We start from the raw sequence: 15,362 nt of genomic DNA on the forward strand, positions 1-15,362 counted from the left end.
AATTTATCTCGATGCGTGGCTATTTTGAGCCTTCACATATTGCCATAGGGCACGGCCGACAAACCACCGGCCTTGATCATGCCAGTAAGAAATGCAAATGCATTCTCAGCAGCGATCTCCTGATGATCTTTGGTTTTAGATGCTGCAAAATCGCAAATTCCCTTTACTATAATCCATTCTTTCAATTGCCTCGCTGCCACAGCGCTGATGCCAGCACCCTCCATTTCGAGCGCTACTGCTTCAGGCTCAATCTTAAGGACGGCTTTTCGAAATTTCTGACTATCCACAAGCTTATCTCCCGAAAGGAAAATTCCAAAATGAACTTTCGCTCCGCCCCATTGCGAATAGCAGTGCCTCGCCCTGTCCAATAACAACGGTCCGGCATCAGGGCGCGGTCCCCTAGGAATGATTGTTTCTCGACCCAAAAGCCTGTCAAAAAATCCACCGGACCCCACGCGTTGTGCCTCGTAATCCCTGAGCGCAGTGGAAACTGCTATGTCGCCAATTTTCTGCTTGGACGGAACCAAACCAGCGCAAATACCTGCAGAAATAATGAAATTTGGCCGTATGCGATCAATGGCCTCGCCAACCACTTCTTGCGCCCCCGAAGGCCCGCCACTGCCGGACGAACTTCTTACATGAAACACTTCCACCCCGCGATGAATACCAAAATACCTGATCGAACTACGACCATTAAAATCAACGTCCACGACGCTTATCTCATGTCGATTAAGCACGTTCAGCGCAATTTTGTCCTCTGTATCTGTAGCAGTAGCAATTAGCAGGCGTCCGATAGCGCTATCTGACTTGCTAAGCGCTGATCTGACGCCTTCTTCTTCCCTCTTTATCATGTTACACATCCCATTAATTCTTTGCGCGGCGTTTTTTAACGCTTCTGGATAAGATGTCGCTCGGCGGCTCTGCTCAGGAAGTCTCCCGGCCGCGTCTAGCATGATTCTGACAACCTTGTTCATTGTTTCCCAGTTTATCTTGCGAAGAGGTCCTCCGCTGTTTAATTGCCTAATTGCTACAGATAGTCTTTTCGTAGCGTAATGGAGCTCCATCTTTTCAGTCGAATCATAATACTCAATCCGTTCATTAACAGCGTATGAACTACTCTTGTTTAAGTACGAATGCAAACCAGTAAAACGCATTATGAATTCTATAGTGCTGTTGCAAAGCATTGGCTCGTTATGTTTTGTGTCAAAATACTCGATACTAGGAAGACCCAAGATTGTTAGTGCACGGAAGTTTTTAACGTAGTGATTGACATATAGGCCACTTAAGGCACGCCTTAATGCACCCTCCTCTTGAGGATTTATTGTTTTCCCCAATTCCGTTTCTCGAAATGTGGCGTAGGTCATTGCTCGGCCTTCGCTTCGCGCGCATATAGACCCGATTTGCTCGGACAACGCCCTCAAACTAAATGAGTCCAACTTGGTGATGAGACGTTCTACGTCATTCGGTTGAGAATGGCTCCATTTCTTGACTGAATCCGAAATATATTTCGTTGTATTTCCAGTATCCTGCTTTATAGGCGTTAGTTCCCCGCATGCTCTAATTGCCGCATGATCGAAGTATATGGGATAACGATTTCGATCATGTTGATAGAGCGCGCGCCGGGACTGCAAAAACTCTTCGATCCTATCGAAATCACTATAAGGCAAGAATATTGGCTGCTTACTAAGTAATATCAATTCTGACATCAATGCAGAATGTATATCTGCTGTCTCAATTTGTTGTGAAATGTTGGCAAACATGGGCTCGTTATGTAGCACCGTGCAAGAGCGCACAGTTTGCAGATATAAAGCGTCATGAACTCTTTTGCCCACCGCATCATGTAACTCACGATTTAGAAAATGCAGGAAAATCGGCTTTCCACCGGTCGTTGAAAATCGATCTAAGAATGGGCTGTCCACGTGATCCAACTCCTGCTGCTCCACTTATCTGTACTTTCCTTTATAAATCTATCAATTAGCAGGCGTGACCAGAGCTCGAAATCATCAATTTTATTTGGATAAGCATCTATGCTAAGCCACTGCAAATCGTTAATTGAAAGCTCACCTTTTTTTGGTTCATAAAAGCTCGGGCAATAATATAGTACTATTGCTGCAATGTGCCGGGACGCTTCTTCCGTATCGTCAACATTCAGGAACGAATGCAACTGAAATTTTCCGCCGCGCCTCAGACGAAAGTCATTGGCTAGGTTCAACTCCTCGGCCAATTCACGAACAGAGTTATTTGTAATTCCAAACAACTCGGGAGACCATAGGTCGGTATCGACGTCCGACACGTGCCCGCCAAAGCCTATACTTCGTGCGCCTCTGATTTCATCGGCTGCTGACGAATACCGCCCACGACGGTAAGAGAGAACCTTGGTCCCACGAATCACTAAAATGTATGTCACAAGTTGTTTTCGCGTAGTATCGGCCTCAGCACGTTTTCGGTCCACGTACGCCAAATCGGCGTTCTTGAAAATTGCTAGTACATGATCGGTATCTTCAACCAATCCGGAAACTCCTTCCCGTTCAAGAACGGATCTGGGGATCGTCAAGACCATTTCTCTGTGGAGTTGTTTGGATCGTCTCCGCGCAATAATTATATTTTTATACTCTCTTGGAACAGTTGGATCACAAAGCAGCTCCCGAAGAAAAAATTCACCGGGTCGCGTTCTAAAAAAAAGAGACTTCACTCCATTGCGCAGAATATCTTCGCTAAGACGCGCACCCATCGTCTTATGCTGGGTTTTTCCCTTGAGATGAGAAGGTAGCAATTGGCGCAGCGCTGCCTCGTGCACAATCGTGTGTGCACGCATAGGCACCTTGACTTCACGAATAATCTGGCGTGCAACGTCTATGTATGCGTTTTTCAAATGCATCACCCACAGAGATCAAGAAATGGTTGCATCAGCGGATTCTGCCGGTTCCTCCTTTGACAGCATAAGTTTTATCCGGCGGTTTGCCAATCGCCGTCATGCATTGGATAGCGTGAATCGCCGACTTGACGAGCCAACAATTCTTGAGCTCGTCGGCCCGGTCCAAGGACGGCGTGTTTTGGATGTAGGTCGTGGACTTGGCAATTTGGCAGCAAGAATTGCGGAACTGGGTGCTGAAGATGTTTGGGGGATTGATAGCTCATATGGAATGATTGAAAAGGCTCGGTCGAATTTTTCTCATCCCCAATTGAGTTTTAGCTCAACGACCATTGACGGTTTGGCGGGTGAAAATCTATTTGATACAATTATCAGTTCGATGGTCATGCATTTCATACCTGAGCTGCCCTCATTTCTAAAAACAGTGGTGCGCCTTCTAAAGCCGGGAGGATCGCTAGTTTTTTCTCAGCGTCATCCAATTCGAACCAGTAATCCTAACTGTAGACCAGCGCCATCAGATCCAAATTGGGTCGTCACGAAATACTTTGACGAAGGCCCGAGAGATTATACGTGGCTTGGACAGCCATTTCGACTGTACCATCGTGCCCTATCGACGATACTACAGGCTCTTGCGAAGGAGGGGTTACTGGTGGACGCCGTCGTTGAGCCGGCACCTTGTCTCGCCGACGTCGAATCTAGTGCGATCATGGTCGAAGCAAGAGCGATACCAATGATCCTCGCGTGCAAAGCGATCAAGCCATGAAATCTCGATAAATTCGGGCCTCTGCAGCGAAGACCCTGCTGCAGAGGAAGGGCTTCGCACGGCCGATTGCGGCGCCGCAGCGGGCAAACATCAGCCACATTCCCCATTGTAATATCGTTGCGCTGGCGCTTGGTCAGTGCAAGCCGCCTGCTCGATCTTCGCAAATGAGCGCGCCGCGCGCCTTGTGCGCAGACGCGAGGCGTTCGACGCCGCTCTTTGGTTCGACGGCGCCCGGAGAGGGAAGCATGGCTGTGTCGTTAAGAGACCGCAGGCCGCCGCCAAAGGCCGACACTATCGAGACGCGCGCCCGCTATGCCTGGCATGATATCGAAGGCGATTGGCGCGCGGCGTCGCCGCGGCCGGCGGGTTCGCGCCGCCAATCCTACGCAACGGCGTCCGATCGCAACTTCGAAAGGGTCGAGCGCTTCTTCTACATTGGCGCCGCGGCGCTTGTCGTCATCGGCACCGCCATCGTTGTCGGCTCCGCCTTCTGGGGCGAACTTCCGCAAAATGGCGATCCCGCAGATTCAATGGCGCCCCAAAAAATAGCGCCTTCCGCGCCGCGCGGGGCGCCGAGCCAAGCGCATCCGGGGGCGCCGGCCGCCAATTTGCGATCGCAGGAACAGCCGCCCTCGATCATCGCCGGACCGGTGGAGCCCACAGCGACGCCAGAACGCGCCGCACTCACGCAGGACGGCGCGGAATCGGCGCCGGGCGCGCAAGCGTCGAACCCGCTCGCGTCATCCATCGCCAACCTCGAACTCGAGCCGGAATTTCTCAGCGACGGCATCGCGGGAAAGCGCCGATCGGCGCGCCGCGGGGCGCAAGATGACTCGTCGGCGACGGCGAACGTCGCGGCTGAACAGGAGCCGCCCGCGTCCGAAGCGCGAACCGGCAAATGCTACGTCAGAATTTCGGGACGCGTGCTCAACAGCGGCGTCTGTCAGATCTCGCGAAAAGGCGGCGCGGTGATCTTCCAATATTCCGGTCAGACGCTGACGCTTTCTCCGGCCAGGGGAAAAAGCTGGTCTGCGGCGCTCGGCGGCAAAAATCTCGGAAATGTTTACAAGAGCGGATCCTGCTGGGGTTCAAAGAGCACATATATCTGCGATCGCGGCTAAGCGGCGCCTCCCGCAGCCTTAGAACGCGCTTCTCGATCACATTGCGCTAAGGCTCGCCGGATTTCGGCGGCTCTTGCGCGCCATGCTCATGTTCATGCTCATGGGCCTGCGGCGCCTGCCTGGCCTTCGGCCCAAGCGTTTTGGCGATGATCGGCTCTGTCGTCGAGGTCCAATCCGAACCGGCGGCGACGATCGGGGTCGGCGCGTCGCCCGGAACCATGTGGACAAGCGAATAGCCGCGTTTCTTCAGTTCGCGCAGAAATTCCGGCAGCATCTGCGCGGTGATCCCTTGCGAATCGTGGAAGAGCACGATGCCTTTGCGGTTCTTTTCAAGCCGCGACAGCACGAGATCGAGTTCGGCCTTGGGCGTCATATGCGACCAGTCCGAAGCCCACAAATCCGAGCCGAAGATAGTGTAGCCGCGCGCCGTGAGGTCGGCGACGAGCGCGGGCGTATCGGCGAAGCCGGGAAAGCGGAAGAAGGGCGCGGCCGTCGCGCCGAGCGCCTTGTTCACGGCGGCGATCCCCTTGTCGATGTCGGCCTTTGCGGCCTCCTCGTTCATCAGCCTCAGGGTCTTGTCGGGATGGCTGTAGGAATGGTGAGCGATGGTGTGGCCGTCCGCGGCGGCGCGCTTCACCAGAGCGGGCAGGCTTTCCGCATTCCGGCCGATCAGAAAGAAGGTCACGCGCGCGCATTCCTTGGCGAGCGCGTCGAGCACTTGCGGCGTGGGAGACGCCGGTCCGTCATCGAACGTCAGCACCACCTCATGGTCGCGCAAATCGAGCGTGCGCGGATAGCTTTGCAGGCCGACCGCCGTTCCCTTGCCGCGGTCGATTTCGATGATGCGCGACACGCCAAGCGCGTCGGGTCCGCAGGTCCGTTCCGCAGCCGCCGCGTCGTTCGGCGCGCAAAAAAAGCCGGCGACGGACAGAGCCGCCAGCAGCATAAGCGCGAACCGCAGGAGGGGAGCGTCGACTGTCGCTTTGGATCTTTTCAGCAATAGAAAAATGGCGGTCATGACGGCTTGCCGGTTTGATTTCTCGCGCCCTCGGGTTAAGAGCGCCACCATAATATAGCGCGGGACCGCCAATGCCGCTCGATCATGAAGATACGGCGACCGCCGCCGAGGACTTCCGCGACGGCGGAGAGGCGTCTCTCAGCCGGGAGTTCGTTCTCGACGTCGAAGGCGCGATCGCGCTGGGCGACGCGGAGCGCGTTCACGAACTCGTCGGCGACCTGCATGAGGCGGACCTTGGCGCTCTGCTGGAGCTCTTAAGCCACGAGGCGCGACCGCGCCTCGTCGAGCTGATGGGCGCGGACTTCGACTTTACCGCCCTGATGGAGGTCGGCGAAGCGACCCGCGAGGACATCCTCGAGGAACTCCCGGTCGAGACTTTGATCGAGGGCGTGCGCGAACTGGAAAGCGACGACGCCGTCGCCATTCTCGAAGGTCTGGAGCCGAAAGAACAGGCCGAGGTCCTCGATGCGCTCCCAGCGCAGGAGCGGATCGTTCTGCGCCGCTCGCTGGACTATCCCGAGGATTCCGCCGGGCGCCTGATGCAGACGACTTTTGTTGCCGCGCCCCCCTTCTGGACGGCGGGACGCGTCCTCGATTTTTTCCGAGAGTGCGGCGAAGAGAATCTGCCGGAGAGCTTTTTTGAAGTCTTCGTCGTCGATCCTGGCTACCGTCTGCTTGGAACCGTTTTCCTCGACGCCCTGGTGCGGGCCAAGCCAAGCGTGCGGCTCGATGACATCATGCAGGAGGATCGGCGGCGGGTGAAGGCGACCGAGGACGGCGCCGAGGCGGCGCGGCTCTTCGAGCGCTACAATCTCGTTTCCGTTCCGGTTGTCGATGAATCCGAACGGCTCGTCGGCGTTCTCACCATCGACGACATCGTCGACGTCATTCAGGAGCAGGCGTCGGACGAGATCCTGGCGCTCGGCGGCGTGAACCCCGAAGAAGAGCTGACCGACAATTTCTGGTGGATCGCGCGGAGCCGCTTTACTTGGCTCTCGGTCAATATGCTGACCGCCTTCATCACCTCCAGCGTGCTCAAGCACTTTCAGCTGCAGCTGGAGCAAATGGTGGCGCTGGCGGTGCTGGGACCGATTGTCGCGGGACAGGGCGGCAATTCCGCAACCCAGACCATGACCGTCGCCGTGCGGGCGCTCGCCACCCGCGAGCTGACCCGCGCCAATGCCATACGGATTATTTTTAGGGAGCTGGCCATCGGCGCGGTCAATGGCGCGGCCTTTGGTCTCGTGACCGGCGTCGTCGCCGCCAACTGGTTCAATAATGTTGGGCTTGGGCCTGTTATCGCCATGGCGATGTTCACGAATCTCGTCGCGGGCGCCTTGGGGGGCATCGTCGTGCCGCTTGCGTTCGACAAGCTGAAGTTCGATCCTGCCGTCGCTTCGGGGCCTTTCGTGACGACCATCACCGACGTGGTCGGCTACGGGGCCTTCCTTACAATCGCCAGTATGTGGTTCCATTTGGGTTGAGGCGTTTGGGGCGTTTACGCTCCGTTACCGCCTGCGGAGATAATTTGGCGAAATGCGCCCGTTCAAATATTTTCCCCTGCTTTCCTCCGCCCTCGTGTGCGCCGTATCGGCTGCGGCGACCCTTGCCGGCTGCGGCAGCTCCTATGATCCGAGCTTTTCGCGCCGGCCGCGGTTCCAGACCAGCGCGCCGCTGATCAATCCCAAGCGCGACCCGAGCTTTCTCGCCTACGCCGTGCCGGAGACGGATCTCCATAAATTCCCGGCGACGCGCAGCGCCGAATTCGCCGTCCACGGCATCGACGTCTCGAAATATCAGGGCAATATCGACTGGGAGCAGGTCAAGGACTCGGGCGTCTCCTTCGCCTTCATCAAGGCCACGGAAGGCGGCGACCGGGTCGACTCGAAATTCGCCTACAATTGGGCGGCGGCGAAGGCCGCCGGCGTGCCGCGCGGCGCCTATCACTTCGTTTACTGGTGCCGCCGGCCGCATGAAGAGATCGGCAATTTCGCCAGCGTCGTGCCGAATGAGCCCGACGCGCTGCCGCCGGTGCTCGATGTCGAGGCGACGCCGACGTCGGGAACCTGCAAACGCACGCTCTACCGCGAGGAAGTGCTGCGCGACATGAAGGACATGCTTACGCAGATGGAGCGCCATTACGGCAAGAAGCCGATCATCTATTCCTCGGTCGACTTCTATCAGGCGATCCTTCACTCCGACGCTCTGTCCGAATATCCGATCTGGGTCCGCTCGACGAAATACCATCCCAAAGTTCGCTACGGCGACCGCAACTGGACGTTCTGGCAGTACCGCTCGGACGGGCGCGTGCCAGGCATCACCGGCGCGGTCGACCAGAACACGTTCAACGGCTCAGCCGATCACTGGCGAAGCTGGCTCGCGCATCAGACCGGCCTGGCGGCGGCGCCGGTCGCGGCGCGGCCCGCCGACGATCGCGGCGGCAAGCAGCTCATCGAGGAAGATCCGGCGATGCTGTCGGGCGGCGAAAAGAACGCCTATGACAAGGCGGCGAGCGCGCCCGTCCCGCCGGCCGCCGTCCAGTAGGGGAAAGCCGCCGGGCCCGATCGCCCTTGAATGGCCGTCGCCGGGGTAGCCATGGGGCGAGATTTCGCGTATAGGCGCAACGCCAGTTTTCGCCGCGCGGCGCTCCCGTCCGCGGCCTTCCGTCAGAGAGAGAATAAATGGCCGTTCCGAAGAGAAAAACCTCGCCGATGAAGCGGGGATTCCGTCGCTCCGCCGACGCCCTCAAGGCGCCGACCTATATCGAAGACAAGGATTCCGGCGAGCTCCGCCGGCCGCATCACGTCGATCTCAAGTCCGGCATGTATCGCGGCCGTCAGGTGCTGAAGCCGAAATCCGTCGAGGAATAGTCGCTCCGTCCGTTAGAAATCAAAGCGAGCCGCGCGGCTCGCTTTTTTTGTTGAACCAGTCAATTGGGGGCTGGATTCAGATCATTTTCGGGGATGCTTCCGGCCCCGTGAAGGCATTGGCGTCTTCTGCAAAAAGGCGTCCTTGCCGGGCAGGATCGTGCGGAGGAAATACGCGTGAATAGCATCGATATCGCTATCACAACTTTTTTTGCGACATTGCTTGCAGGCATATTTGGCTTTGCCATTACTTTACACCTGCACGAGAGCTGGCTTGATGGCATATCAAGGGATCAGTTCAAAGCCGTGAGAAACATGATTGCTTCACTGCTTGCAGTATGTCTCGGCTTCTTATTGGTGACGGCAAAAAACAATTTTGATAAGAAAGTTGACGAGGTCAGAACGCAGGCGTCCAAGGTTATTTTATTGCATCGCGTGTTGGATTTGTATGGCGACGAAGCCAACGGAGCCAGAACAAAAATAATAAATGCTTTGCAGGGTCAAATTGATCTGTTGCAGGTCGCGAGCGGAAATTACATCGACCAAAAAGAAGCTTTTAAAAAAGCCAAGATCGATTCATTTCGTGAAGCAGTGCTCTCTTTGGAAGACAAAGATCAGAAAAAATCATGGGCGAAGACGGCCGCGCTTAATTTAACACAAGAAATCACCGGCATAAGATGGAAGATTTATAGCGACTTGAACGCCAATATACCGCTGGAGGTGGTCATATTCCTGATCGCTTTGCTCGTGACAGTTTTCTTTAATTTCGGCGTCATCTCGCACCACCATTGGACCGCGGCGCTTGGGCTTGTCACCGCGTCCCTATGCGTCTCCGGGGCGATCTTTCTGCTGGTGGAGCTCGATCGGCCCTTCCAGGGATTTTTCACCGTTCCCACCGACCCGCTGAAATCTGCAGTCGATATTATTAAGATGGGTTAGGTTATAGTTAGATATTGACTTTGCCCGACAGATCCCGCCAGCGTTGATCAGCGCCGCTTTTGAGCCGTCGCGAGCAGCGGCAGCAAAAGCGCCCTCGGCGTCGCCGCCGCGCCCCAAACGAACATCCGGTTGACGAGGCCCGGCACGATGACGCGCTTGCCGGCCATGAGGCCCTCATAGCCCTGGCGCGCCACTTCCGACGCCGGCAGCATCGCCGGCTTTATCGCCGTCATGAAGCCGGAGAAATCCAACCCGGCGCGCGCCTGAAAGCCGGTCTGCACCGGGCCGGGACACAGGCACGCGACCTTCACCCCCAGCGGCTTCAATTCCTGCGACAGCGCTTCGCTGAACGAGCGCACATAGGCCTTGGTGGCGTAATAGACGGCAAAGCCCGGTCCCGGCATGAAGGCCGCGACCGAGGCGACATTGAGCACGCCGCCATTCGCCGCGACGATCGCCGGCAGAAAGCGCAAGGTCAGCGCGGTGAGCACGCGCAGGTTGAGGTCGACGATCGCGAGCTGTTCGGCGGCGTCGAGTTCGATCGCCCGGCCCATGAGGCCGAAGCCGGCGTTGTTGACGAGGTAGCGCGGCGTGACGCCGGCCTCCGCCAGCCGCTGCGACAGCGTCTCAGCGGCGCCCTCAGTTGTGAGATCGAGTTCGATCGGGAGCGGGCGGACGGCGCCATCGGCGGCGATTTCGTCGGCCAGCGCCTCCAGCCGGTCGCCGCGACGGGCGACGATCGCAAGTTCATGGCCGTTGGCGGCGAAGATGCGGGCAAGCGCCGCGCCGATGCCGTCGGACGCGCCGGTGACGACCGCGACCGGGCGCGTCACTGGCCGTCACCCTTGCTTGGCGACCAGGGGCCGGTCGGCGCCGGGACGGCGGCCTCGCGGAACTCGCGGCGCAGCTCGACGCGTTCGCGCGTCGAGACGCCGAGCAGTTCGGCGACGCGCCAGACGACATTCTCCTCGAATTCATGCACCGCGCCGTCCGCATGCGCCATGTCCCACAGCATGCCGACGATCTGGCGGCGCCCGTCCTCGTCGAGCCGGCGCTTCAACACGCTCGTAAAGCGATAGAGGTCGACGGCGTCGCGCTCGCTCTCCTGCGCGGAGTCGATCAGTTCGGTCGCCGCGTCGCCTTCAAGGCCGAATCGCGCCTCAACGAGCTGACGAATGCGCGCCCTTTCCTTGTCGTCGAATTCGCCGTCAACCGAGGCGATGTGGACGAGAAGGGCGGCGGCGGCGAGCTGATAGTCCGCGGCCCCAAAGGACTTGGGCCGCTCGGCCTCGCCGGTGATGTCGTTGATGAAGTTTTTGAGCGCTGAGAACATGGGCGGCGAGGCTACCGGGGCAGGAGCTGCGTTGCAAATCCGTATAGATCAGAGGGCGTGAGAAGGGTAGCGTGGGAAGGGTAGGCGATCCCGGCCAGCCAATCGAGACGACATGAGCGCAGATGCGGCGCCGCATCTGATTAGGTAGGCGCCTCGGAGGCGAAAAGCTTTTCCAATTCCGAGATCTTGATCGGTTTGACGAAATGCCGGTCAAAGCCAGCTTCGGCGCTTCGCTCAAGGTAATCGGCCTGGCCCCAACCCGACAACGCGGCGACGAATAGCGAATCTCCGCCGGGAAGCTGTCTGATCCTCCGCACCGTTTCGTAACCATCCATCCCGGGCATGCCGAGATCGACAAAGATGACGCGGGGCTGAAATTTCGGGATGACTTCCAGCGCCTCGGCGCCGCCAGGAACAACCTGCACCTCCATCCCAAAGGAGGCGATCAACTCGCCCGTGAGCTTGCCGACAAGCTGGTCGTCATCGACGACCAGCACCTTGGTCGGGGACGCGCGCCGCTCCCTCGCATCTGGCGCAGCGTCTTGCGCAGCCTCAACATTCGCCGCAACCGGCGCTTCGCTCAACGGAAGCCGGACGATGAACTCGCTGCCCATGCCCGCGCCGCCGCTTCGGGCTTCAATTGTGCCTCCGTGCAGCGTTACTAGACTGCGGGTGAGCGATAGGCCGACGCCAATCCCGCCTTGAGCCCTTCCGAGATTGCGATCGACCTGGGTGAAGATGTCGAAAACGCGCGTTATCATTTCGGGCGGAATGCCGACGCCCGAATCCTTAACGATGACCACCGCGGAAGGACCGTCCTGCGTCACCGTTACATCGATCTCGCCGACGTCTGCGGTATATTTTGCCGCGTTGTTGAGAAGATTTGAAAAAACCTGACCGAGCCGAATGGGATCGCCCTCGATGAAAAGCTCTGTCGAGGACGCGTGAAACTGTTTGCGATGTTTGCCCGCTTGAAATTTGTCGGCCCCTTTTTCAAATACTTCGCGCACGAGCGCGACGAGATCCACGCGCTCCTTCTGAAGCTCCAACTTGCCGCGGCTGATGCGCGAAACTTCCAGAAGGTCGTCGACAATGCGCGTGAGCTGTTGAGTCTGCCTCTCGATCGCCGATAGCATGCCGTCGCTATCCGCGTCGGATGAGCGCCGCTTCTTGATGTGAATCGCCGCGCAAATCACAGCGAGAGGATTGCGCAACTCGTGGGCCAGGACGGCGAGGAACTCGTCCTTGCGGCGATTGGCGGTCTGCAGCGCATCCAATGCATCGCGAATGGCGTATTGCAGACGACGGGCTTCAATCGCGTTCTTGAGCGCGCTGATCAGCGAGCGCTTTTGCACCGGGCGTTCGATGAAGCCGATGCTAGGGCGCTTTTCGAGCTTTCGTAGCAACGCCAGGTCTTTTTGAGCGTGGCCGCGGGCGAGAAGCAACACGACGGGCAACTGCGACCACGCCGGTTCTGGACCGATCAAATCATCCCAGGCCACTCGGCGATCTCGCGGCAATGCCTCCTCCGCCATAAGCACGCAGCCTGCGCCTTTCGCGATCTCCCGGCGTAGCTCTTCTTCGTTGCCGCAAACGCAAGTGGAAACACCGCTACGATTGAGCGCGTCTTCGGCGAGGGCGGCGTCGCGTCCCGTTGGCGTCAAAATCAGGACCCGCAGGCTATCCTCGGCTTTGGGGACGACCTGCGCTGCGCCATCCGCCGCCATCATGGGTTCGGAACGATGGATTTAGCCTGATACACAGGCGTCCCCGTCAGGACGCCTGTAAAGCCGGTAAGCGGCTCGCTGACCTCGACGCCGCCCGGTCTCATCGTCAGTTTCCGGATCGTGTGCTCATGTTGGCCGCTACGCTTTTTGACGATCGAAAATGCCTTGTGCAGCGCGCCGTCAAGCTCGAAAAAACGAAGCAGGAATACATTGTCGGCCAGGAAGCTGAAGTCCATCGGCGAAGAGAGCTCCATTCCAAAAATACCGTGCTGTGTCAGCGTCATGATGGTGACAATCTGACGACGGTTCGGATAGGAGAGCAACTCCCTGATGTGAAGAATAACACTCGGTTCTTCCATCGCGGACTGCAGATAGCCGTTCAGCGTGTCCATCACGACGAGTTTCACGCCCTGCTTCTCGACTCGATCCACGACCAGGTCGGCAATCTCGCCGACGCTCAGCTGGGCCGGATCAAGATGCCTGAGCTCAATGCGGCCGGCTTCGACTTCGGCGCGCATGTCGAAACCCAGTCCCTCGCTGCGAGCGATATAGCTCTCCTCGCTCTCATCGAACAGAAAAACGGCGCATTTCTCGCCGCGCCTGGCCGCGGCCATCACGTAGAGCGAGGATATAGTTGATTTTCCCGCGCCCGCAGGCCCAGCGATGAGCGTGTTCGAACCTCTCGGAAGCCCGCCGCCGACAAGCGCGTCAATCTCTGAATTGCCGGAGTCGAGCGCCGGAGCCGCCACGAGGCTCGGAAAGCTCTGTGCGACGAGGCGAGGGTGCACGGTCAGCCCGCCAACGGCGAGCGTTACGTCGTGCGATCCGCTCACATAGCTGCAGCCGCGCAGTTTACTCACGCGCAGTGCGCGTCGGTCGGCCCCGTACGATGACGGTTTTTGCCGCAATTCGATGATGCCGTCAGACATAGTTTTGCTGCGGAGATCCTTTTCCGTCGTCGACGCTTCATCCAGCATCACCGTCGTGCAGTCGCGCGCCGCCATGAAGTCGCGAATACGTTTCAGTTGGCGCCGATGGAAGGCCGCCGTCGGCGCCAAAACGCGCAGACTCGAGATCGTATCGAGCACGAGCAGCTTTGGTTTGAACCGTTCGACTTCGGAAAAAAGATGGTCGAACGTCTCGCCGATCTCGACCTCGGCTTCCGGGAAGAGCGTGTAATCGAGCCCTTCTTCCGCGCTGGTCGGCTCCGACAGGCCCGTGATATTAATCCCAGCGAGACTCCATCCGTGCGATGCGGCGATCGACCGCAACTGGTGCGGCGACTCGGCGCTCGTCGCGAGCAGACAGCTTTCGCCTGCGCGAACCGCCTGGATCAGGAACTGGAGCGCCACGGTCGTCTTGCCGCTGCCGGGCGCCCCTTCGACGAGAATAAGAGCGCCGCGCGGAAGTCCGCCGTGAAGAACCCTGTCGAGCCCCGGAACGCCTGTCGCAAAACGCGGGGTTGTCTCTATCGGCACTGACACTGTGGCGCTCCGGACAATCGTGACGGACGGCGATCATAGCAAGTATTCGATGTTGTTGCTTTCCAATGTAAACTGGTCCGCAGCCGCCGTCGAGGAATCGGCGCAGGGGCGAGCCGCACATTGCAAAGCCACGGACGCCACGCGCCGACGACAGCCCGGGGGCGTGTGGGTCATAAATCATTCGACCCAATCAAGAATGATTCTTGAAAACAATCAGAACGGCCTCGCGTCCATCAAGACCGGAGTTCCAACCGTTGCTGAATCATGAGCGGACGGCGGGCGGCCGAATGCTGTGGGTTTGTCGCCACTGGCGATCGCCGCCACAGAATGACCGGAATTTCCGGTCAAAGCCGACTTATTCACATTCCGACAATCAAGTGATGGCAGGATCTCAGCTCAGCAAAGACGTGCAGCGGGTTTGTGCCGGAGTATTCTCTGCTCGGCAACAGGACATGGGAACTCCAAAATCATGATTATGGACGATGACTTGGTCAACGCCGACAAAAGAAGCGATGCAGCTCTGCTTCGGTCGGGGCGTCTCAACCGCCGGTCTTTTCTGGTTGGCTCCGCCGCCGGTCTCGGCGCGGCGGGGCTCGCCGGTTGCGTGTCGCCCGACGACATGATGCGCGCCGAGGCGGCGAAGCTTTACGGGCCGGTTCCCAACGACAAATTCGCGATCCCGGCGGTCGATATCAGCAAGGTCGATCCGAAATATTTTCGCCAGAAAGTGCGTTATGACACCAAGGAAGCGCCCGGCACGATCATCATCGATCCTGGCAAATTCCATCTTTACCGCATCGAAGGCGAGGGAATGGCCACCCGCTATGGCGCCAATGTCAGCCGCCCGGGGTTCCTGTGGAGCGGCGAAGTCTATGTCGGGCGCAAGGCCGAATGGCCGACCTGGACGCCGCCCAAGGAGATGATGGCGCGCCAGCCGGAGGCGCGCAAATATGCCGGCGGCATGCCCGGAGGTCTGGAGAATCCTCTCGGCGCCCGCGTGCTGTATCTCTATAAAAACGGCGTCTACACGGTTTACACCATCTACAGCACCAGCGACCCCGATACGCTCGGGCAGGGCATCACGAGCGGCTGCACCGGCCTCCTCAGCCAGGACATGATCGACCTCTATTCGCGAACGCCGGTCAAGACGAAGGTGGTCATGCTGCCGGCATAGGTAAGGGCCTGAGTTCCAGTCCACCCACTGGCGGCGGCGGCCGCGTGAAGAACAAGGCCGCAAC

General features: G+C 58.4%; 14 protein-coding genes. 7 read left to right on the forward strand and 7 right to left on the reverse strand.

What is annotated here, in order from left to right; genetic code table 11:
- Nucleotides 1–32: 32 nt before the first annotated feature.
- Both IYX23_RS20640 and IYX23_RS12600 read right to left on the reverse strand, forming a co-directional pair.
- Nucleotides 33–1,943 (reverse strand): hypothetical protein, encoded by a 1,911-nt coding sequence (locus IYX23_RS20640; protein WP_196393852.1) that lies wholly within the window; start codon nucleotides 1,941–1,943, stop codon nucleotides 33–35.
- Nucleotides 1,901–2,878, reverse strand: a complete 978-nt coding sequence (locus IYX23_RS12600) for an HTH domain-containing protein (RefSeq protein WP_196398850.1) — start codon at nucleotides 2,876–2,878, stop codon at nucleotides 1,901–1,903. The genes IYX23_RS20640 and IYX23_RS12600 overlap by 43 nt, the downstream gene beginning before the upstream one ends.
- Between IYX23_RS12600 and IYX23_RS12605 the strand changes: the two genes are divergently transcribed.
- Together IYX23_RS12605 and IYX23_RS12610 are read left to right on the forward strand one after the other, a co-directional pair.
- The gene (locus tag IYX23_RS12605; RefSeq protein ID WP_196393854.1) at nucleotides 2,856–3,635 is read left to right on the forward strand and encodes a class I SAM-dependent methyltransferase; all 780 of its coding nucleotides are present in this window, start codon (nucleotides 2,856–2,858) and stop codon (nucleotides 3,633–3,635) included. The genes IYX23_RS12600 and IYX23_RS12605 overlap by 23 nt on opposite strands.
- Nucleotides 3,636–3,880: 245 nt before the next feature.
- Nucleotides 3,881–4,756: a hypothetical protein gene (locus tag IYX23_RS12610; RefSeq protein ID WP_196393855.1), complete on the forward strand. Its 876-nt coding sequence runs from the start codon at nucleotides 3,881–3,883 to the stop codon at nucleotides 4,754–4,756.
- Between the two features lie 46 nt (nucleotides 4,757–4,802).
- Here IYX23_RS12610 and IYX23_RS12615 read toward each other — a convergent pair whose 3' ends face one another.
- Nucleotides 4,803–5,825, reverse strand: a complete 1,023-nt coding sequence (locus IYX23_RS12615) for a polysaccharide deacetylase family protein (protein WP_196394010.1) — start codon at nucleotides 5,823–5,825, stop codon at nucleotides 4,803–4,805.
- Between the two features lie 20 nt (nucleotides 5,826–5,845).
- On the opposite strand from IYX23_RS12615, the gene mgtE reads away from it, so the two are divergent.
- The 4 genes from mgtE to IYX23_RS12635 all read left to right on the forward strand — a co-directional run bounded on the left by mgtE (nucleotide 5,846) and on the right by IYX23_RS12635 (nucleotide 9,580).
- Nucleotides 5,846–7,258 (forward strand): magnesium transporter, encoded by a 1,413-nt coding sequence (gene mgtE / locus IYX23_RS12620; RefSeq protein ID WP_196393856.1) that lies wholly within the window; start codon nucleotides 5,846–5,848, stop codon nucleotides 7,256–7,258.
- A 52-nt stretch (nucleotides 7,259–7,310) separates the two neighbouring features.
- Nucleotides 7,311–8,318 carry a GH25 family lysozyme gene (locus IYX23_RS12625; protein WP_196393857.1) on the forward strand — a complete coding sequence of 336 codons (1,008 nt, stop codon included), beginning with the start codon at nucleotides 7,311–7,313 and terminating at the stop codon, nucleotides 8,316–8,318.
- Nucleotides 8,319–8,455: 137 nt separating this feature from the next.
- Nucleotides 8,456–8,644 carry a 50S ribosomal protein L32 gene (gene rpmF / locus IYX23_RS12630; RefSeq protein WP_014891260.1) on the forward strand — a complete coding sequence of 63 codons (189 nt, stop codon included), beginning with the start codon at nucleotides 8,456–8,458 and terminating at the stop codon, nucleotides 8,642–8,644.
- Nucleotides 8,645–8,818: 174 nt separating this feature from the next.
- On the forward strand, nucleotides 8,819–9,580 hold the full coding sequence (locus IYX23_RS12635) for a DUF4239 domain-containing protein (protein ID WP_196393858.1): 762 nt from the start codon (nucleotides 8,819–8,821) through the stop codon (nucleotides 9,578–9,580).
- Nucleotides 9,581–9,627: 47 nt separating this feature from the next.
- Here the strand turns inward: IYX23_RS12635 and IYX23_RS12640 are convergent, their stop codons facing one another.
- The 4 genes from IYX23_RS12640 to IYX23_RS20645 form a co-directional block, all read right to left on the reverse strand.
- Entirely contained in the window at nucleotides 9,628–10,413 is a 786-nt protein-coding gene (locus tag IYX23_RS12640; protein ID WP_196393859.1) for an SDR family oxidoreductase, read from the reverse strand.
- Nucleotides 10,410–10,913 carry a TerB family tellurite resistance protein gene (locus tag IYX23_RS12645; RefSeq protein ID WP_196393860.1) on the reverse strand — a complete coding sequence of 168 codons (504 nt, stop codon included), beginning with the start codon at nucleotides 10,911–10,913 and terminating at the stop codon, nucleotides 10,410–10,412. The genes IYX23_RS12640 and IYX23_RS12645 overlap by 4 nt, the downstream gene beginning before the upstream one ends.
- A 140-nt stretch (nucleotides 10,914–11,053) precedes the next feature.
- Nucleotides 11,054–12,643 carry an ATP-binding protein gene (locus tag IYX23_RS12650; RefSeq protein ID WP_196393861.1) on the reverse strand — a complete coding sequence of 530 codons (1,590 nt, stop codon included), beginning with the start codon at nucleotides 12,641–12,643 and terminating at the stop codon, nucleotides 11,054–11,056.
- On the reverse strand, nucleotides 12,640–14,124 hold the full coding sequence (locus IYX23_RS20645) for an ATPase domain-containing protein (RefSeq protein WP_348643658.1): 1,485 nt from the start codon (nucleotides 14,122–14,124) through the stop codon (nucleotides 12,640–12,642). The genes IYX23_RS12650 and IYX23_RS20645 overlap by 4 nt, the downstream gene beginning before the upstream one ends.
- A gap of 469 nt (nucleotides 14,125–14,593) precedes the next feature.
- On the opposite strand from IYX23_RS20645, the gene IYX23_RS12660 reads away from it, so the two are divergent.
- Nucleotides 14,594–15,298 (forward strand): L,D-transpeptidase, encoded by a 705-nt coding sequence (locus IYX23_RS12660; protein ID WP_196393862.1) that lies wholly within the window; start codon nucleotides 14,594–14,596, stop codon nucleotides 15,296–15,298.
- The last annotated feature ends 64 nt before the right edge of the window (nucleotides 15,299–15,362 follow it).

Origin of the sequence: Methylocystis sp. L43 (genome assembly GCF_015709525.1) — a bacterium.
GTDB lineage: Bacteria > Pseudomonadota > Alphaproteobacteria > Rhizobiales > Beijerinckiaceae > Methylocystis.

Coding starts and splice junctions, on each gene's coding strand:
- IYX23_RS12660 (WP_196393862.1), top strand. CDS start 14,594: ATGATTATGGACGATGACTTGGTCAACGCCGACAAAAGAAGCGATGCA.
- IYX23_RS12615 (WP_196394010.1), bottom strand. CDS start 5,825: ATGGTGGCGCTCTTAACCCGAGGGCGCGAGAAATCAAACCGGCAAGCC.
- IYX23_RS12645 (WP_196393860.1), bottom strand. CDS start 10,913: ATGTTCTCAGCGCTCAAAAACTTCATCAACGACATCACCGGCGAGGCC.
- mgtE (WP_196393856.1), top strand. CDS start 5,846: ATGCCGCTCGATCATGAAGATACGGCGACCGCCGCCGAGGACTTCCGC.
- IYX23_RS12600 (WP_196398850.1), bottom strand. CDS start 2,878: ATGCATTTGAAAAACGCATACATAGACGTTGCACGCCAGATTATTCGT.
- IYX23_RS12650 (WP_196393861.1), bottom strand. CDS start 12,643: ATGATGGCGGCGGATGGCGCAGCGCAGGTCGTCCCCAAAGCCGAGGAT.
- IYX23_RS12610 (WP_196393855.1), top strand. CDS start 3,881: ATGGCTGTGTCGTTAAGAGACCGCAGGCCGCCGCCAAAGGCCGACACT.
- rpmF (WP_014891260.1), top strand. CDS start 8,456: ATGGCCGTTCCGAAGAGAAAAACCTCGCCGATGAAGCGGGGATTCCGT.
- IYX23_RS12625 (WP_196393857.1), top strand. CDS start 7,311: ATGCGCCCGTTCAAATATTTTCCCCTGCTTTCCTCCGCCCTCGTGTGC.
- IYX23_RS12605 (WP_196393854.1), top strand. CDS start 2,856: ATGTATGCGTTTTTCAAATGCATCACCCACAGAGATCAAGAAATGGTT.